We start from the raw sequence: 15,157 nt of genomic DNA on the forward strand, positions 1-15,157 counted from the left end.
CCCGAGCGCTTCAAGTGGGCCCACCCGCGCACGCTCCGGCGCTGGTGGTTCAACTTCCCGGCCGACCTCTACCTCACCGACCGGGCCTTGTTCGTCGTCCTCCACCCTCGGTGGTTTCGCTCCTGGTGGGAGCAGAAGGTCAAGCACCTCAACGCCAAGAAGGTACGCATCCCCTGGATGAACGACCGCCTCGTCCTCTACTCGCTCGACGCCCCGCTCCCAGAGAGCCCGGAACCGTCAAGTGCTCCCTCGACGGCCCCATCGGACGTTCGGTGCTCGTCCGTAGGCGAACGAGTCCAGGGCCACGGAGTTGATGCGCATCGCCCGTCGTTTCTACCCGTCGGGCTTTCCTTCTTGGGAAGACGACCCCGATGAGCCTGTGCTGGCCTATCAACGGACGCCTGGGCATCAACGATGGGAAGCCGCGTGGGGCGAGGCCCTGCGGTGGACGCATTGGGCGTCCCTCATGGATGCTCTCCGAACGACGCGGTTCCTCCGGTCCTATGAGACCTCCACCCAGCCGAAGGTCTCTTTCGAGATCGAGCCGACCCGCTGGACCAAGCTCTACGAAGACAAGATGGCTCACCACATCGAGCGGGTGTTTGGCTATCAGCTATTCCCGCTCGACTTGGTCGACGTGCCATTACCTGACCTCCGTGTCGGCGACTTCTCCGAGATGCTCACTCTCCTTGGCGCTCTCGTTGCGGATCGGAACGGTTTGGTGAACCTTCCTTGAGGAGGTGCGGGGGCGTTAAGGTACTCCAGTGAGTTCATCGATTCCGGGCCCCTCCGGGGAGGTGACAAGGTCCAGCAGAGCTTGTTCTCACAGGGTGGCCCTTGGACGTTGCTTGCAAACGGCTGCGAGTTCTCGCACTCGTGTCACGAGCGGTTCTCCATGCTCCGCATAGGTCAGGAGTTCAAGTGGAAGCCCCTGGAGACGAGCACGCATGCGGTCGCGCTCGGCCTCGCGCACAAGCACATAGTGCGGACCCCCGGCTCCTCGGAATGTCTCCTCGAGCCAGCGGAGCTGATTGCCGAAGGTCGTATCCTCGAAGCTGAATCCAACGAAGAGCAGCGTGTGCGATGCGAGCAGGACACGCAGTGAGGTGAGAGCGGCCTCATAGTGAGCGCCCCCCGCATCATTCGCTGAATAGAGTCGGCTATATCCGTCGGGCGTGAGAATCAGGTTCGCCGCGTTTGCGATCGTGCCATGCAGATGCCAAATCGTCGGGTAGTCGAGGTCATCGCGCACTAGCCTCACCAACTCGGCGGGTGCCTCAATGTCCCATGCGCGCAGGTCATCCCGCTCGGGGCACGTCCAGTGCAGGACGCGGTCATAGTTTGTCGTGACCACGAGCTTGCTGCCGAACTCCCAGATGGCGCGCGGTAACGCGAGGCTCTCCTCCAGCGCGCGGTTGCGGGGCGGATCGAATATTTCGCCGAGCACTTTGTACCAGTTGGGGCCAAGGCCCTCTCGCGCGGCGCGGGCGGCATCGAGGTAGTTTGGTACCTTCTTCGACAGTGCGCCTCGCACCGCCATGGCGTCGCCTGTGAGCCCGTCCTCGTCCAACCACTTCGCCACCAGTTCGAGCAGAGTCCCCCAACTCGGGAAGAGGCGCGCACCCGGCCGTGTTGCGTCCATCACTGCCATCGACGCACCCGCACCGACGAAGGGGATGACGCGCTTGGCTGTGAGCGCCGCACGCAGGGCCGCAGGAATGAGTAGCGTCGTCGGTACGGCGGTGGGCAGAGGTGAGGCGCTCTGTGCGGTCACAGGCGCTGCTACGGTCGGGCTGGGCGTTGACGGAGGACTTGAGGGGGGCACCGCTACACGGATCGAGAGCTGCGTTACAGCGGCGGACGAGGACACTGCGACCGGCGAGGTCGTGGACATGCCGGGTACCGTCGGTTTCCGGTCGGTCTGAGGCTCTGTCGCGGGAATGGTCGTGGACGAGAGGGGTTCCCTGTCGATGACCGCTTTGACAGCCTCGAAGAAGAGCCGGGCTCGTGAGTCGAAGGGGACGCGAATCGCGGCCTTGTGGTTGGAGGTGACGCCTCGGACGCGAGCCTCGGCCCCTTTAGGTCCAGGCCAGATCCCCTCAGCCAGGAAAACTTCGACCCGACCGCAGCTTTCGCACGTTCGTGCAGCCACGACCGGAGCAAGGCACAGCGGAGCACGGCCTGGGATGAGGAGGTAGCACCAGTCGCGCGCCAGACGTGCCTTGATGCTTTCGTGGCCGATAGGAAAATGTTCGGTGGCTCCCTGGTGGCCGTAGAGAGCATAACGAACGCTGTCATCATCTGACTCGAGCGACTCAATCTCGGCCACGCTGACGAGCCGTGCGTGCTTGAGCGGCTCAAGGAGCTTGAGGAACTCATCGAGCAGCTTCCCAAACACCTCTTCCTGTTCGCGATACGCATCGTCGGACAGCGTGATGCCCTGGCCGATGAGCCGGTCCCTCTCGTGGACGGCTTCACGTACCCGCTCCGACAGAGAGGAGCGGTGGCCATCATTTCGCACCAAGCTCCGCAGCGCACTCCTCACGGTCTCATTCGATTGCTTGGGAAGAAGTGCAGCGAGCTGGATGGCCAGCTCCTCCCAGGTGTTCAGCGCGAGCGGTCGGCCAGTATGGTTGGCGATCAGGCCCGCAGCTTTGTCGCGTGCCTCGGCATGCTCGCCCTCGCGCAGCAAAGCGAGCTCCAGGGCCACTACGAAGCGCAGCGACGACTCCAACGCATCCACGATGGCCTTGAAGCGGGTGAACGCCGTGCGCTGGGCAAGGACGAGCGCACGCGGCGCTGCCAGGGGAAATGGCAGATCCGAACGCGCATCCTGCAGGACCGCGCGCCCCGCATCATCCAGGAGCTGGACCGCGAGACGATCAAGGCCGCGCTCTCCCGTGGCCACGACGGAGTCCGGGGGGAGGACTGCCGTACGCAGTGCGCGAGTCAGTCTTCCACTGACAGCATCCGGAACAGGCCGCGCTGCCCAAGCGGTCCTGACCGCATCGATGACGCTACGGGCTCGATTTTCATGCCCGCTTACTTCGAGAGCCGCGAGGATGTAGCGGTCTCGCCAACTCCCCAGTAGATCCGCAGGGCCAATGGCTTTTTCGATCTCCTGCTCCAACTCGAAAGTCCACGCCTCGAAGCCTGATGAGCCCAGGAGATCGATGATGGTGCGCTCGTCGGCTACCTCGAAGGCGAGCACGGGACCCGGAGGGGACCTGTCGAGGTTGCGTCGCACAAGTGCCATCCCGTCGATTGGGCGACGGGGTTCACGCACCAGCCGGACTGGTCCCGTGGTCGCATCCGCCGAGCCCGATTTCAGCGAGGCGGGAGGGCTTGAGTTCGGGGTGAGCGTGGCAACAACCCGGTTACGTCCACTCTTCTTGGCTATGTAGAGATTGGCGTCCGCAACCTTGATGAGTTGCAGGGGCTCTACCATGTCCGGGGTCATGCTCGCCATCCCCAGCGATACGGTGACTGGCACTTCCTGATTATCGAAGACGAACTGCTTCTTCTCGATCGTCTGGCGGATTTTCTCTGCAGAGATGCGGACCCTGTCCACTCCGTCCTCAGGCACCACTAGCGCGAACTCTTCGCCGCCATAGCGCGCGAAGCACTGCTCTGTGCGCACCATCCGCTTGATGGTCTGCGCCAGCTCGCGTAGCACGTAGTCTCCTGCCAGGGGCCCGTGCACATCGTTGATCTTCTTGAAGAAGTCGATGTCGAACATCATCAGCGTCAGGGGACGCGCGAAGCGGTGGCACCTCCCCATCTCCCTCTCCAGGTACTCGAGGAAGTATCGCTTGTTATTCACCCCGGTGAGCCCGTCCTGGATGGTCAGCGTGTAGATGGTCTCGTGATACTGAAGCTCCACGTTGTCGCCCGTGAGAAACTTGAAGACGGAGCCGCCCACCTTGATGAGGTCCCTGCTGTGCAGCGGCGTCTCCTGCGTCACCTCTTGGTCATTGAGGTAGGTGCCGTTGGTGGAGCCCAGATCCGCCAAGAGCATCCGCCCCTGCCTGCGGATGAGCTTGGCGTGCCTGCGCGACACATTGTTGAGGTTCACCACGACGTGGTTGCCCTCTTCACGTCCAATGGTGAGTTCGTTCTCCTGGAGCGTGTACTTTTTGCCTAGCTCCGGCCCGTGGATCTGAACGATGCAGCATTCCGCGTCGACTGGGGACGCTAAATCCTTGAGCGAGGAGACCCTGGAGACCCAGGTGTCAACGCGGGGGTCGTCAAAATATTCTTGGCGCGAGGAACTCTGTGCAGTGCTGCTTGCCTCCCCTTCGCTGGACTGCCGTTGCATAGGGGGTGCTACAAGTTTGGCTTCAGCGACGCGCTGGAACTCATTTGTCGCAGCTTTCGCTCTCGAATTGGGGGGAGCGGTTCGGTTGTGGAGCGTCGCATTCTTGAAATCAAGCTTCGTCGGCGGCCCCGCAATGGCCTCACCTAGGGCCTCCTCCATCACTTCTTGTGCAGGGGAGTGGGGCTGCTGATCTCCGGCAGTCATCTCCCTGGTTTCGTCCTCTGCTGCTTTGTTCTCTGGTTCCGCCATTCGCGGCCATTATGCCTGCTCCGTAAGGGGTGAAGAAGGGATCCCGTTTATCCGGTGTGCCACACCCGGTGTTTGGCGCTGGGGCGGGTAGAGTGCTAAACGGGGTTATCAGTTTTAGGCGTTGCGCGAGGCGCGTTGAGACGGCACCTCCACCACGGAATCCCCTGCGATGGCGAAGAGGCGCTCGCCCGCGCGGGGGCGGATGTCCATGCCCCCGGTGAAGGCACTGAAGGCGGGCAGCACGCCCACGTCCGTGCCCAGGTGGAAGCACGGCAGGCGCAGCCGGTCCGCCCCACTGCTCAGCCGCACCGTGGGGTGGAGGTGGCCCGCCCAGACGTAGTGCCCTCGCGCGGGCTCCGGGTGGTGCGCGAAGCGGAAGGGGCCCTCGTCCAGGTGTGGCTCCAGCAGCTCCATCCGCCACGCGGCGGGCAGGGCGTCCAGGTGCCGGTCGTGGTTGCCTCGCACCAGCACCATCTCCACGTCGTGGCCCGTGCGCCAGTCCGCCACGCGCCGCACCACCTCGGGCGTGAGGCCCCGGCGCGAGTGGACCAGGTCCCCCACCAGCAGCAGCCGGCGCGCCCCCGTGGCATGCAAGGCCGCGGAGAGCCGCGCGAGATCGTCCTCCAGCACCTCGGGGGGCAGGGGAATGCCGTGCTGGTGGAAGCTCTCCGGCTTGCCCCAGTGCAGGTCCGCCACCGCCAGCACGCCGCCCTCCGGCCAGTACAGGGCGCGCTCGGGGCGCAGCTCCACCTCGGTGCCGCCTAGGCGGACAGGGAGTCCTCTCGCAGCCATCGCTCCTTCATTCGCTCCACCCTCTCCGCCAGTGACTCGTTGGAAACGGTGGCGCCGATGCGCTCGACGACGAGCGGGAAGCCCAGCGGCGTCGGCCGTGGGACGTGGACGCACTCCAGCGGCGTGCCCTCCAGGCGCTCCAGTGTGCTCACCAGCCGCACCTGCTCGAAGTGTTGCTCCAATACCTCGCGCCGCGCCTGGGCGAGCAGCAGGTGGTCCGGCTCGTAGCGCGCGAAGACGTCATAGAGCAGGCCCGCGCTCGCCTGCACCTGGCGCGTGGACTTGCGCGCTCCGGGCAGCCCCGGCAGCACCAGCCCGGCCACGCGCGCCACGTCGCGGAATTGCCGCCGCGCCAGCTCGCCCAGGTTGACGCTCTCGAGGATGTCCTCCACCAGCCGCTCGCGGGTGAAGAGCGCGGGACGCAGCGCCTCCTCGAAGGGAAAGGGCGAGGACGTGAGCAACTCCAGGCCGTAGTCGTTCACCGCGAGGCTGAAGGTCGCCTTCTGCAATCGCGTGAGGCGCAGCGCGAGCAGCGCGGCGAGGCCCTCGTGCACCAGCCGGCCCTCGAAGGGGTAGAGGAAGAGGTGGTGGCCCTCGCGGGTCTGGCACAGCTCCGCCAGGCAGGCGTCGCGCGAGGGCAGCCGGGACAGGCGTGCCTGCGCCTCCAGCACGGGCCGGGCCGCTTCGAGCTCGGCGTTATCGAAATGCCCGTGGCGCACGGCGTGGAAGGTCCTGCGCACGGCGGTGGCGAGCGAGCCGGAGAGGGGCAGCCGTCCACCGCTCCAGCGGGGCGTGGCCGAGGCGCGCTCCTTCGCGGCCCTCACGTAGGCGGTGAGGTCCTTCATGAGGCGGAACTCGAGCCGCTTGCCGGCGAAGAGGAAGGTGTCGCCGGGGCGCAGGCGGCTCACGAAGGACTCCTCCACGGTGCCGAGCCGGGCGCCCTTCAGGTAGCGCAGCTCCACGGAGGCGTTGGAGGCGATGGTGCCCACGTTGAGGCGGTGGAGCCGGGCCACGCGCGTGTCCGCCACCACGTACCGGTCCTCCAGCCGCTGGACACGGCGGAACTGCGGGTAGGCGCGCAGGGTGGGGCCGCCCTCCGTCACCAGCACGAGGGTCCGGTCGAAGTCCTCCTCGGAGAGCTGCTGGTAGGCGAGCGTGTCCCGCACCTCGGCGAGCAGGGCGTCGCGGGTGAAGCCTCCACCGAGCGCGCAGGTGACGAGGTGCTGGGCGAGCACATCCAACGGCTGGCGGAGGGGCGCGCGGGGCTCCACCTCTCCGTGGGCGAGCGCCTCGCGAGCGGCGCTCATCTCCACCAGTTCGAGGGCGTGGGTGGGGACGAAGAGGAGCTGCGCGGTGGCACCGGGGCGGTGGGCGCTGCGGCCGGCGCGCTGGAGGGTCCGGGCGATGCCCTTGGGGCTGGCCACCTGCACCACGCGCTCCACGGGGCCGAAGTCCACCCCGAGGTCCAGCGAGGAGGTGGCGACGACGAGTCGCACGCTGCCGTCCTTGAGCCCACCCTCCACGCGCTCGCGGGCCTCACGGTCGATGGAGCCGTGGTGGAGGGCCAGGATGTCCTCCCACTCGGGGTGGAGGAAGCGGAGGCCCTCGTACCAGCGCTCGGCCTGGGAGCGGGTGTTGGTGAAGAGGAGGGTGGAGCGCTCGGGGTCGAGCCAGTCCGCCACCTTGCGCAACATGGAGAAGCCGAGGTGGCCGGCCCACGGGAAGGCATCGACGGAGTCGGGCAGGAGGGTCTCGACGCGGACGGGGCGGTCGAGCCCGGCGCGGATGAAGGCGGGCGTGACGTGGGGGCCCACGGCGGCGCGAGCGGCCTCGTCGAGATTGGCCAGGGTGGCGGACAGGGCCCAGGTGCGCAGGGCGGGAGAGAAGCGGCGCAGCCGGGCGAGGGCGAGCTCCACCTGGGTGCCACGCTTGGAGCCGAGCAGCTCGTGCCACTCGTCGACGATGACGCAGCGCAGGGAGGCGAAGAGCTCGTGCGCGCGCTCGTTGCACAGCAGGAGCGAGAGGGACTCGGGCGTGGTGATGAGGACTTCGGGGAGCCGCTCGCGTTGACGGCGTCGCACGGACGAGGAGGTATCTCCGGTGCGGCTCTCCACGGTGATGTCGGCGTCGAGCGCGGACAGGGGCGCGTTCAGCGCGAGCTCGATGTCCCGGGAGACGGCGCGCAGCGGGGTGACGTAGAGGATCTGCAGCCCCTTCTGCCGATGCCGGGCGACCTCGGCGAGCGGCCCGATATAGGCGGCATAGGTCTTCCCGGCGCCGGTGGGGACATGGATGAGCCCACTCTGTCCCCGTGCGTACGCCGCCCAGGCCTCGAGCTGAAAGGGAAACGGTGTCCACCCCTGCGCCCTGAACCAGGAGAGCAATTCCTCTCCCTCGCCCTCCGGGAGAGGGGACGGGGGTGAGGGTGCCACGAGGACCCGGGTTGAGCCACGAGGACCCGTGCTGCTCCGTGAGCGCCTACGCGGGGGCATGGAGCAGCTCCTTGAGACGCTCGAGCGAGTCCGCGTCACGCGGGGTCTTGTCCGAGCGCCAGCGGGCAATCCGGGGGAACCGCAAGGCAATCCCCGACTTGTGGCGGGGCGAAGCGGCGATGCCCTCGAAGTGGAGCTCGAAGACCTGGAGGGGCTCGACGGAGCGGACGGGGCCGAACTTCTCGCGGGTATGCGCGCGGATCCACCGGTCGAGCCGGGCGATCTCCTCGTCGGTCAGACCCGAGTACGCCTTGGCGATGGGCAACAGCTCCTCGCCATTCCACACGGCGAACGTGTAGTCCGTGTACAGCGAGGCCCGCCGCCCGTGGCCGGGATGCGCGTAGAGCAGGATGGCATCGACGGTGAAGGGATCGATCTTCCACTTCCACCAGTCCCCGCGCTTGCGGCCGTGCTGGTAGGGGGACTCGAGGCGCTTGATCATGAAGCCCTCGACGTTCCGCGAGCGGGACTCATGCCGGGCCTCGGCGAGGGACTCCCACGTGGGGGCGGTGATGACGGGGGACACGGGGAACATCGGCCGGTCGCGCAGCAGTGTCTCCAGACGTGCGCGGCGCTCACGCAGAGGCAGCTCGCGGAGGTCCTGTCCGTCCTGCTCGAGCAGGTCGTACGCCATGAAGGCGGCGGGAGCCTCGGCGAGCACCTTGGCGGTGAGCTTCTGGCGTCCGATGCGGCGCTGGAGGCGGCTGAAGGGGAGGGGCTGCCCCTCGGCGTAGGCGAGCACCTCGCCATCGAGCACGGTGCCATCGGGGAGGCTGGCGGCGGCCTCGGCGATCTCCGGGAAGCGCTCGGTGATGAGCTCCTCGCCGCGGCTCCACAGGTAGACGCCACCCTGGCGGCGGATGAGCTGGCCGCGGATGCCATCCCACTTCCACTCGACGAGCCAGGCATCGCGCTCACCCAGCTGCGCCGGAGGCTGCTCCAGGGGGCTGGCGAGGTAGAACGGATAGGGGCGCGAGCGGTCCCCATCGGAGACATCCGGGGCGATGAGCTGCTCGAAGAAGGCGCGCGAGGGGGCCCAGGTGCCCATGAGCCGGTGGGACACGGCGGCCGGAGGCAATCCGGCGTGCTGGGCGAGGGCGCGGACCACGAGCGTGTCGGAGACGCCGACGCGCAGCTCGCCGGTGAGCATCTTGTTGAAGAGGAACAGCTCGCGGCGGGGGAGCACGTGCCACCAGCCGGTGACGCGCTCGCGCTGCTCGGGGAGGGAGAGCCCGGCGAGGGGCAGCAGGCGCTCCTCCAACCAGCGGGACAGGGGCAGCTCCTCGGTGGCGGTGGGGCGCTCGGTCTGGTCGAGCAGGAGGGCGATGACCTCGGCGAGGTCGCCGACGACGGCGTACGTCTCGTCGAAGAGCCACTCGGGGGTGTCGGTCAGCTCGCGGACCCACTGGCGCAGGGCCTTCGAGGGGATGAGGCGCTTGAGGCGGCGGCCGGTGAGGAAGAACAGGCCCCACGCGGCGTCCTCGGGGGGCGTGTCACGGAAGTAGGTGACCAGGGCCTCCACCTTGGCGTTGGTGGAGGTGGTGGCGTCGAGCGCCTCGTAGAGATCCGCGAGCCGGTGCACGGGTCAGTCCTCCGTCTCGCCCTTCGAGCCGTCCATTGACCTTTCTTGATAACGAGCAGGGGGTGGTGTGGCCAGGAGGGGAGCAGGGAAACAGGGCCCTCTCTGCTCGGCTATGCTCCGGCCGATGACAGCCTCATCGAAGGGCGGCAAGCGCCAGACGTGACTGACCCGGGAGACAGGATTCGAAGTGGGCCTCCAGGCCTGTCGCAGGCGACGCGTGCCATGGCAGTACTGTGGGCGGTACTGCTTGCGGGGTGCGCGGCCTCGCGACCGGCAGTGAGACCGGAGGCACTCGCCCCAGTCCCCGCCGTGTGGCTGCTCGACGTAGAGGATGCCCCGGTCGCCTTGCTGGAAGTCTCCCGCCTCACCCCGGGAGACAGGGTGGAGGTGAAGTCGCAAGGGCCAGAGCTCCAAGTCTCCCTGCGTTTCGCCCACGGAGTACGGGTGACACCGCTGGTGGGAAGAATGCAGCTCGTGCGGCGGGAGGAGCATCGGCTCGCGAATCCACACACGGGAGGCATGGCCATCTGGGGTGGAGGGCATCCGAGGTCCGCCAGGAAGGGAGAGCGCTAGCATGGAAGTTCGTTGGAGGGACTACATCTGGAGAGGACCTCGTCCTGTCGTCGGGCAGGATGAGGTTGAAAAGCTCGAATCGGCCTGGGGGGTGCGCCTGCCAGCGGATTACAGGAGCATTGTCCACCTGTGTCACGGCATGGCTCCAGAGCCCAATGTCTTTGATATGGGGGAAGGCGCCAACGTCTTCAACAATCTGCTGACTCTCACCTCGGGCAAGCACGAAAGCGCGTATGCCATCTCCACGACGTATGAGCTCATCAAACCCTACGTCCCACCGGGTATCTATCCGTTCGGCACGACACCAGGAGGGGAGTACTTGTGCTTCGACTATCGAGATGCTCCACCTGGGCAACCGGGTGTCGTCCTGGTGACGACCGAGATGGAAATCTACCATGTCGCCCACAGCTTCAGCGAACTCCTGGAGGGACTGCACGAAGTGCGCGATTGACTGGACCGGGCTCGAGCCATCTCCTGTCGGAAGCAGTACCTGTAACTCGCTACCAGACGATGTGTGAGCGCCGGAGTCCTCAGTCCTCCGTCTCGCCCTCGAAGGGGGTGGAGAGCGGTGCGGCGTCGAGGCCCAGGTTCTCGCGCAGGTAGCGCGCGAGCGTGTCGCTGGAGCCGTGGGTGACGAGGATGCGCGAGGCTCCCGTCTCCTTCGCGGTGCGCAGCAGTCCCGGCCAGTCCGCGTGGTCCGAGAGCACGAAGCCCCGGTCATAGCCCCGGCGCCGCCGGTTGCCGCGCACCCGCATCCACCCCGAGGCGAAACCCGTCTCGTGCTCGCCGAAGCGGCGCATCCACGTGGAGCCCGCGGCACTCGGGGGCGCCAGCACCAGCGCTCCCGCGTACGACGTTCCCTTCTCCACCTCGGACACCGGGCGCGTGGGCAGCATCCGCACGCCGGCCTCGCGGTAGCACTCCACCAGCGCGTGCGTGGCGCCGTGCACCAGCACCTCTCGTTCCGTGAGCCGGGCCAGCTCGGCGAGCAGCCGCTGCGCCTTGCCCAGCGCGTAGCAGAAGAGCACCGAGGCCTTGCCCGCCTCGCGGTTGCCGTCCCACCAGCGCAGCACCTCCTGGGCGACGAGCCGCGTGTCGTCCCAGCGGTAGATGGGCAGGGCGAACGTGGCCTCGGTGATGAAGGTGTCACAGCGCACGGGCTCGAAGGGCAGGCACGTCGGGTCCGGGTCCCGCTTGTAATCCCCGGACACCACCCACACTTCGCCCCGGTGCTCGATGCGGATCTGCGCGCTGCCCAGCACGTGGCCCGCCGGGTGGAAGCTGACCGTTACCTCACCGAGGTTCAGCCGCTCGCCGTAGCCGAGTGTGGAGATGTTCGCCTCCGCTCCCAGGCGCTTGCGCAGCAGGCCCACGGAGGGGCTCGCGCCGAGGTAGCGCTGGCTCCCCCAACGGGCGTGGTCCCCGTGCGCGTGGGTGATGAGGGCGCGCGCCACGGGCCGCCAGGGGTCGATGTGAAAGTCCCCCCGCGGGCAGTAGAGCCCATCGGGGGTCACCGTCACGAGGGGTTGCCTGTCGAGTCCGGGGGAGACGTTCATCCAATCTCTGGGATAACGCTCCCGGGGCCGTGCGGCGACGGGACGTGCTGGAATACCGAGGCCTCCTCACCTGCCTGCTCTCCGGGCGGAAGAGAGTCCCGTATAAGCAGGTTGGATCCACGAACGGTGTGAGGTGACGGTGTCGCGAGCAGGTGTCGAGCAGAGCCATCCCGGCGAGCGGGCCTCATCCCGGAGGCTCAACAAGGGCTACGCCTACCGGGAGCAGTTGGGGCCTCGGGTGCGGGGACTGAGCACGCTCTCCTATTTGATCGCCGCGTACCAGCACTCCCCGGAGGCGGTGTGGCGGGAGCGGCTCGCCCGGGGCGAGGTCCTGTTGGAGGAGCACCCCGCGACGGGCGAGGAGCTCCTCCGGCCCGGCCAGTGGCTCGTCTGGAACCGGCCTCCCTGGGAGGAGCAGGAGGCGCCACGCGACTATTCGCTCGTGCACGAGGACGAGGCCATCCTCGGCGTCCTCAAGCCGAGCGGACTGCCGATGATGCCGGGCGGGAACTTCCTCCTCAACACCCTGCTGGGCGTCGTCCGGGAGCGTTTCCCGGAGGCGAGCCCCCTGCACCGGCTGGGACGAGGCACCTCGGGGATCGTTCTCTTCGCTCGTACCCACGACGCGGCGGCGAAGCTGTCACGCGCCTGGCGCGAGCACGAGGTGGACAAACGCTACCGGGCGCTCTCGAGCGGCGTGGCCACCGAGGATCGCTATGACATCACGGCACCCATTGGCCTGGTGGCGCATCCGCGGCTGGGCATGACCCATGGGGCGACTCCAGGTGGCAAGGCGTCCCGGAGTCTGGCGCGCGTGCTCGAGCGGCGCACGGCGAGCACCCTCTTCGAGGTCGACATCCTGACGGGCCGGCCCCAGCAGATCCGCATCCACCTGGCCGCCATCGGTCATCCGCTCGAAGGCGATCCCCTCTACGCCGCGGGGGGCGTGCCTCATGCCGGGCAGCCGGGCCTGCCCGGAGATCTCGGCTACCTGCTCCACGCGGAGCGCTTGTGTTTCGTGCATCCGCTCTCGGGGGAGCGCCTGGAACTGCGCGCCCCCGTGCCGCGCGAGCTGCGAGGGGAGGGCGAAGGCCCACTCCCCGCCTGAGCGCCCCCTCGGTTACTCGTCCTTGGGCTCATCCCGCTTGGGCATACCGCGTCCGCCGTGCTTGTCGAACTCGTCGGACAGGCCCCGCTCCAGGCTCGTGTCATTCCAGGGCACGCCCACCTCGGAGCGCTGGCCCCCGTTCTGTTCGGTCACGTCGTTCAAGTGCTCGGCCCGCCCCTCGGCGGGGACCCGGTCACCGTGCTCCTCGGGGTCCTTCTGCTTGTTGGGGTCCACGGGGATGCCCATGGGTCGCTCGAGCCATTCCTTCTTGTCCATGGCGTCGCTCCAATCGTGAGTGTCCGCGCCACGTGTTCCGGAAATGGACACGCGTCGTCCTCTCATCGTGTGCATCGCGAGACACCGGGTAGGGCTGCCCTCCTCGCGCTCCGTGGAATGGCTGGAGGGCGGGCGTGGAGGCGAGCGATGGTAGGGGCGACGATGGGCCGGAAACGGTCAGGGGGACGACATGACACTCGTGGATCGGCTGCGGAAGGAGACCCAGGCGCACCAGGCCTGTGTGGAGGCACTGCCCTGCTTCCAGGCCCTCGCGGCCCGAGCCCTGCCTCCCGAGAGTCACCGGGCCCTGCATCAGGCGCTCGTCCTCCTTCATGAGGCGCTGACGCGAGCGCTCGCCGCCACGTCCCATCCCGTCCTGGCGGCGCTCGGAGCCGAGGCTCCGTCCGTCCATCCGCTCCTCGAGGCGGGGCTCGTCTCCAGCACGCCCCCGGAAAGGCTCGAGAATCCCGTGCTCATTGGCGCCATCGCGCTCGGGGAGCGGATGCGTTCCGCGGCGCACCGCGAGCCCCTGTCCCTGCTCGGCTACCATTACGCGCTGCGCCTGGCCCTCCTTCCTCTTCCCGGCACGTCACCCTGGCTTGATTTCGCGCAGCGGCTCGAAGGCGTGGCCCTCGAGGCCGCGGAGCAGGAGGGGCTGGTCCGCGCGGCTGCCGAGGCCTTCTCCGAGGTGCGGAGCCTGCTCGACACGCTCCATCCTCCTCGCGAGCACCCGCCCACCTGGTGGCTCAATCGGGACGCTGGAGGACATCCCATCACCACGGACCTCGACGAGCTGCGTGCCGCCCTGCGTGCCGCCGAGGCCTCCTGGGAGGAGTTCCCCTATTACGCCTGGCGCTACGGCGAGCGCGGCCGTCAGTTCTCCTGGAGCGACAGCGCCTGGCTGGTGACGCTCGGCGGACAGGACGAGGCGCAGGTGTGGCGGCACATCTCCTGGCTGGGCGGGCTGCTGGCCAGCCGAGGCATGCCGCGCTTCATGCTCGAGCGGCACCTGGGGGTGCTCTCCCGTGAGCTCATCCACGCGAAGCCCGCACGCCGGCAGGACTACGACGTCCTGTTCCGGGTCGCGGAGCGCATGGCTGGGGAGCGGCGCCGCATCCTCGGCGACGACGAGCTGCGCATGTTCGGGGAGGACTTCGACGCGCGCGTGGGGCCGGAGTGGAGCCAGCGGCTGCACGGAGCGGGGGTGCTGCTGGCGGCCGCCGTGGCGGACGAGTACGGGGGGCTCGCCCAGGCGGTTCCGAGCCTTGTCTCGTGGATGAAGGAGCCCTCTCGCTTTCCCGCTCCGTGGATTCGCGCGGTCGAGCAGACCCTCGTGCGGGCCCGCTCGCTCTGCCGGGTGCGTTTCCCCTCCGGCGTGGCCGGGCGGGAGTGAGGCCGGCGGGCTCAGCGCGGCACCGGCTCGTCCTTCCAGAGCGCGAAGCCGCCCAGCAGCCCGGCGACGTTCTCGGTGACTTGCACGTTCTCGGGGAGCGGGGCGTCGAGCAACCGGGCGTTGCCGCCGCCCACGTAGATCTTCCGGGGGTTCCAGATGGGCTGGATCTGCTCCAGCACCCGCTGCACGTGCTTGACCCACTTCTTGTGGCCCACGCGCTTCAGCGCGGCGTTGCCCACGTACTCCTCATACGTCTTCCCGTGGCGGAACGGATGGTGGGCGAGCTCCAGGTTGGGCACGTACTTGCCATCGACATACAGCGCGCAGCCCATGCCGGTGCCCAGCGTGAGGACCATCTCCACGCCACGCCCCTCGATGACGCCGAATCCCTGCACTCCGGCGTCGTTGAGCACGCGCGTCGGGCGGCCCGTGACCTTGGACAGCTCCTCGGCGAGCTTGAACCCCGCCCAGCTCTTGTGGAGGTTGGGCGCCGTCTTCGTCACGCCCTCCTCCACCACCCCGGGGAAGCCCACGGAGACGCGGTCGAACTGGCCGAGGGGCGCGATCAGCTTCTTCAGCGCGCCCATCACCGCCTTGGGGGTGGCGGGCTTCGGCGTGACCACCCGCTGGCGCTCGGTGAGCGGCTTCCCATCCGGTCCGAGCACGAGTGCCTTGAGCCCGGTTCCTCCGATGTCGATGGCCAACGTCCTGGGACCGGGCGCGGCGGTCTCCCGGGCGGTCTTCTTGCGCGGCGACGGTTCGGGGGCCTCGTCGGGGGACATCGGTTCCTCCATCGGTGGAGCGCCAGTGTAGGGCTC

At 68.0% G+C, this 15,157-nt stretch carries 13 protein-coding genes; 6 read left to right on the forward strand and 7 right to left on the reverse strand.

The features are described from left to right. Positions 1 to 375 (forward strand): hypothetical protein (locus VFZ09_RS28375; RefSeq protein WP_329730817.1); only part of this gene is annotated, 375 nt, incomplete at its 5' end. Further along, positions 314 to 736: a hypothetical protein gene (locus tag VFZ09_RS28380; protein WP_329730818.1), complete on the forward strand. Its 423-nt coding sequence runs from the start codon at positions 314 to 316 to the stop codon at positions 734 to 736. The genes VFZ09_RS28375 and VFZ09_RS28380, both read left to right, overlap by 62 nt. A gap of 87 nt (positions 737 to 823) precedes the next feature. Here VFZ09_RS28380 and VFZ09_RS28385 read toward each other — a convergent pair whose 3' ends face one another. The 4 genes from VFZ09_RS28385 to VFZ09_RS28400 form a co-directional block, all read right to left on the reverse strand. Then, a complete protein-coding gene (locus tag VFZ09_RS28385) occupies positions 824 to 4,567 on the reverse strand; it encodes a diguanylate cyclase (protein WP_329730819.1) in 3,744 nt (1,247 codons plus the stop codon). 114 nt (positions 4,568 to 4,681) lie between these two features. Continuing rightward, entirely contained in the window at positions 4,682 to 5,359 is a 678-nt protein-coding gene (pdeM, locus tag VFZ09_RS28390; RefSeq protein WP_329730820.1) for a ligase-associated DNA damage response endonuclease PdeM, read from the reverse strand. Further along, complete coding sequence (locus VFZ09_RS28395) at positions 5,329 to 7,920, reverse strand: ligase-associated DNA damage response DEXH box helicase (protein WP_329730821.1); 2,592 nt, start codon at positions 7,918 to 7,920, stop codon at positions 5,329 to 5,331. Before VFZ09_RS28395 ends, pdeM begins: the two co-directional genes overlap by 31 nt. Beyond that, positions 7,838 to 9,433, reverse strand: coding sequence for an ATP-dependent DNA ligase (locus tag VFZ09_RS28400; protein WP_329730822.1), 1,596 nt, complete (start codon positions 9,431 to 9,433; stop codon positions 7,838 to 7,840). The genes VFZ09_RS28395 and VFZ09_RS28400 overlap by 83 nt, the downstream gene beginning before the upstream one ends. A 465-nt stretch (positions 9,434 to 9,898) precedes the next feature. Here VFZ09_RS28400 and VFZ09_RS28405 point away from each other — a divergent pair, with 465 nt between their 5' ends. Together VFZ09_RS28405 and VFZ09_RS28410 are read left to right on the forward strand one after the other, a co-directional pair. Next, positions 9,899 to 10,006, forward strand: a complete 108-nt coding sequence (locus VFZ09_RS28405; protein WP_329730852.1) for an HNH endonuclease — start codon at positions 9,899 to 9,901, stop codon at positions 10,004 to 10,006. A 1-nt stretch (position 10,007) separates the two neighbouring features. Beyond that, positions 10,008 to 10,457 carry an SMI1/KNR4 family protein gene (locus VFZ09_RS28410; RefSeq protein WP_329730823.1) on the forward strand — a complete coding sequence of 150 codons (450 nt, stop codon included), beginning with the start codon at positions 10,008 to 10,010 and terminating at the stop codon, positions 10,455 to 10,457. Between the two features lie 79 nt (positions 10,458 to 10,536). On the opposite strand, the gene VFZ09_RS28415 is transcribed toward VFZ09_RS28410, so the two are convergent. Continuing rightward, positions 10,537 to 11,562: a ligase-associated DNA damage response exonuclease gene (locus VFZ09_RS28415; protein WP_329730824.1), complete on the reverse strand. Its 1,026-nt coding sequence runs from the start codon at positions 11,560 to 11,562 to the stop codon at positions 10,537 to 10,539. Between the two features lie 139 nt (positions 11,563 to 11,701). Here VFZ09_RS28415 and VFZ09_RS28420 point away from each other — a divergent pair, with 139 nt between their 5' ends. Continuing rightward, complete coding sequence (locus tag VFZ09_RS28420; protein WP_329730825.1) at positions 11,702 to 12,670, forward strand: RluA family pseudouridine synthase; 969 nt, start codon at positions 11,702 to 11,704, stop codon at positions 12,668 to 12,670. 12 nt (positions 12,671 to 12,682) lie between these two features. Here VFZ09_RS28420 and VFZ09_RS28425 read toward each other — a convergent pair whose 3' ends face one another. Next, positions 12,683 to 12,946: a hypothetical protein gene (locus VFZ09_RS28425; RefSeq protein ID WP_329730826.1), complete on the reverse strand. Its 264-nt coding sequence runs from the start codon at positions 12,944 to 12,946 to the stop codon at positions 12,683 to 12,685. 190 nt (positions 12,947 to 13,136) lie between these two features. Between VFZ09_RS28425 and VFZ09_RS28430 the strand changes: the two genes are divergently transcribed. Next, positions 13,137 to 14,339: a hypothetical protein gene (locus tag VFZ09_RS28430; RefSeq protein WP_329730827.1), complete on the forward strand. Its 1,203-nt coding sequence runs from the start codon at positions 13,137 to 13,139 to the stop codon at positions 14,337 to 14,339. 11 nt (positions 14,340 to 14,350) lie between these two features. On the opposite strand, the gene VFZ09_RS28435 is transcribed toward VFZ09_RS28430, so the two are convergent. Next, positions 14,351 to 15,121 carry an ROK family protein gene (locus VFZ09_RS28435; RefSeq protein ID WP_329730828.1) on the reverse strand — a complete coding sequence of 257 codons (771 nt, stop codon included), beginning with the start codon at positions 15,119 to 15,121 and terminating at the stop codon, positions 14,351 to 14,353. Between the last annotated feature and the right edge of the window lie 36 nt (positions 15,122 to 15,157).

This window comes from Archangium sp., assembly GCF_036277355.1.
GTDB lineage: Bacteria > Myxococcota > Myxococcia > Myxococcales > Myxococcaceae > Archangium.

What these genes read in the sequence shown, in the direction of transcription:
- VFZ09_RS28380 (WP_329730818.1), top strand. Translation starts at nt 314, where the DNA reads ATGCGCATCGCCCGTCGTTTCTACCCGTCGGGCTTTCCTTCTTGGGAA.
- VFZ09_RS28385 (WP_329730819.1), bottom strand. Translation starts at nt 4,567, where the DNA reads ATGGCGGAACCAGAGAACAAAGCAGCAGAGGACGAAACCAGGGAGATG.
- pdeM (WP_329730820.1), bottom strand. Translation starts at nt 5,359, where the DNA reads ATGGCTGCGAGAGGACTCCCTGTCCGCCTAGGCGGCACCGAGGTGGAG.
- VFZ09_RS28405 (WP_329730852.1), top strand. Translation starts at nt 9,899, where the DNA reads ATGCAGCTCGTGCGGCGGGAGGAGCATCGGCTCGCGAATCCACACACG.
- VFZ09_RS28410 (WP_329730823.1), top strand. Translation starts at nt 10,008, where the DNA reads ATGGAAGTTCGTTGGAGGGACTACATCTGGAGAGGACCTCGTCCTGTC.
- VFZ09_RS28415 (WP_329730824.1), bottom strand. Translation starts at nt 11,562, where the DNA reads ATGAACGTCTCCCCCGGACTCGACAGGCAACCCCTCGTGACGGTGACC.
- VFZ09_RS28425 (WP_329730826.1), bottom strand. Translation starts at nt 12,946, where the DNA reads ATGGACAAGAAGGAATGGCTCGAGCGACCCATGGGCATCCCCGTGGAC.
- VFZ09_RS28430 (WP_329730827.1), top strand. Translation starts at nt 13,137, where the DNA reads ATGACACTCGTGGATCGGCTGCGGAAGGAGACCCAGGCGCACCAGGCC.
- VFZ09_RS28435 (WP_329730828.1), bottom strand. Translation starts at nt 15,121, where the DNA reads ATGTCCCCCGACGAGGCCCCCGAACCGTCGCCGCGCAAGAAGACCGCC.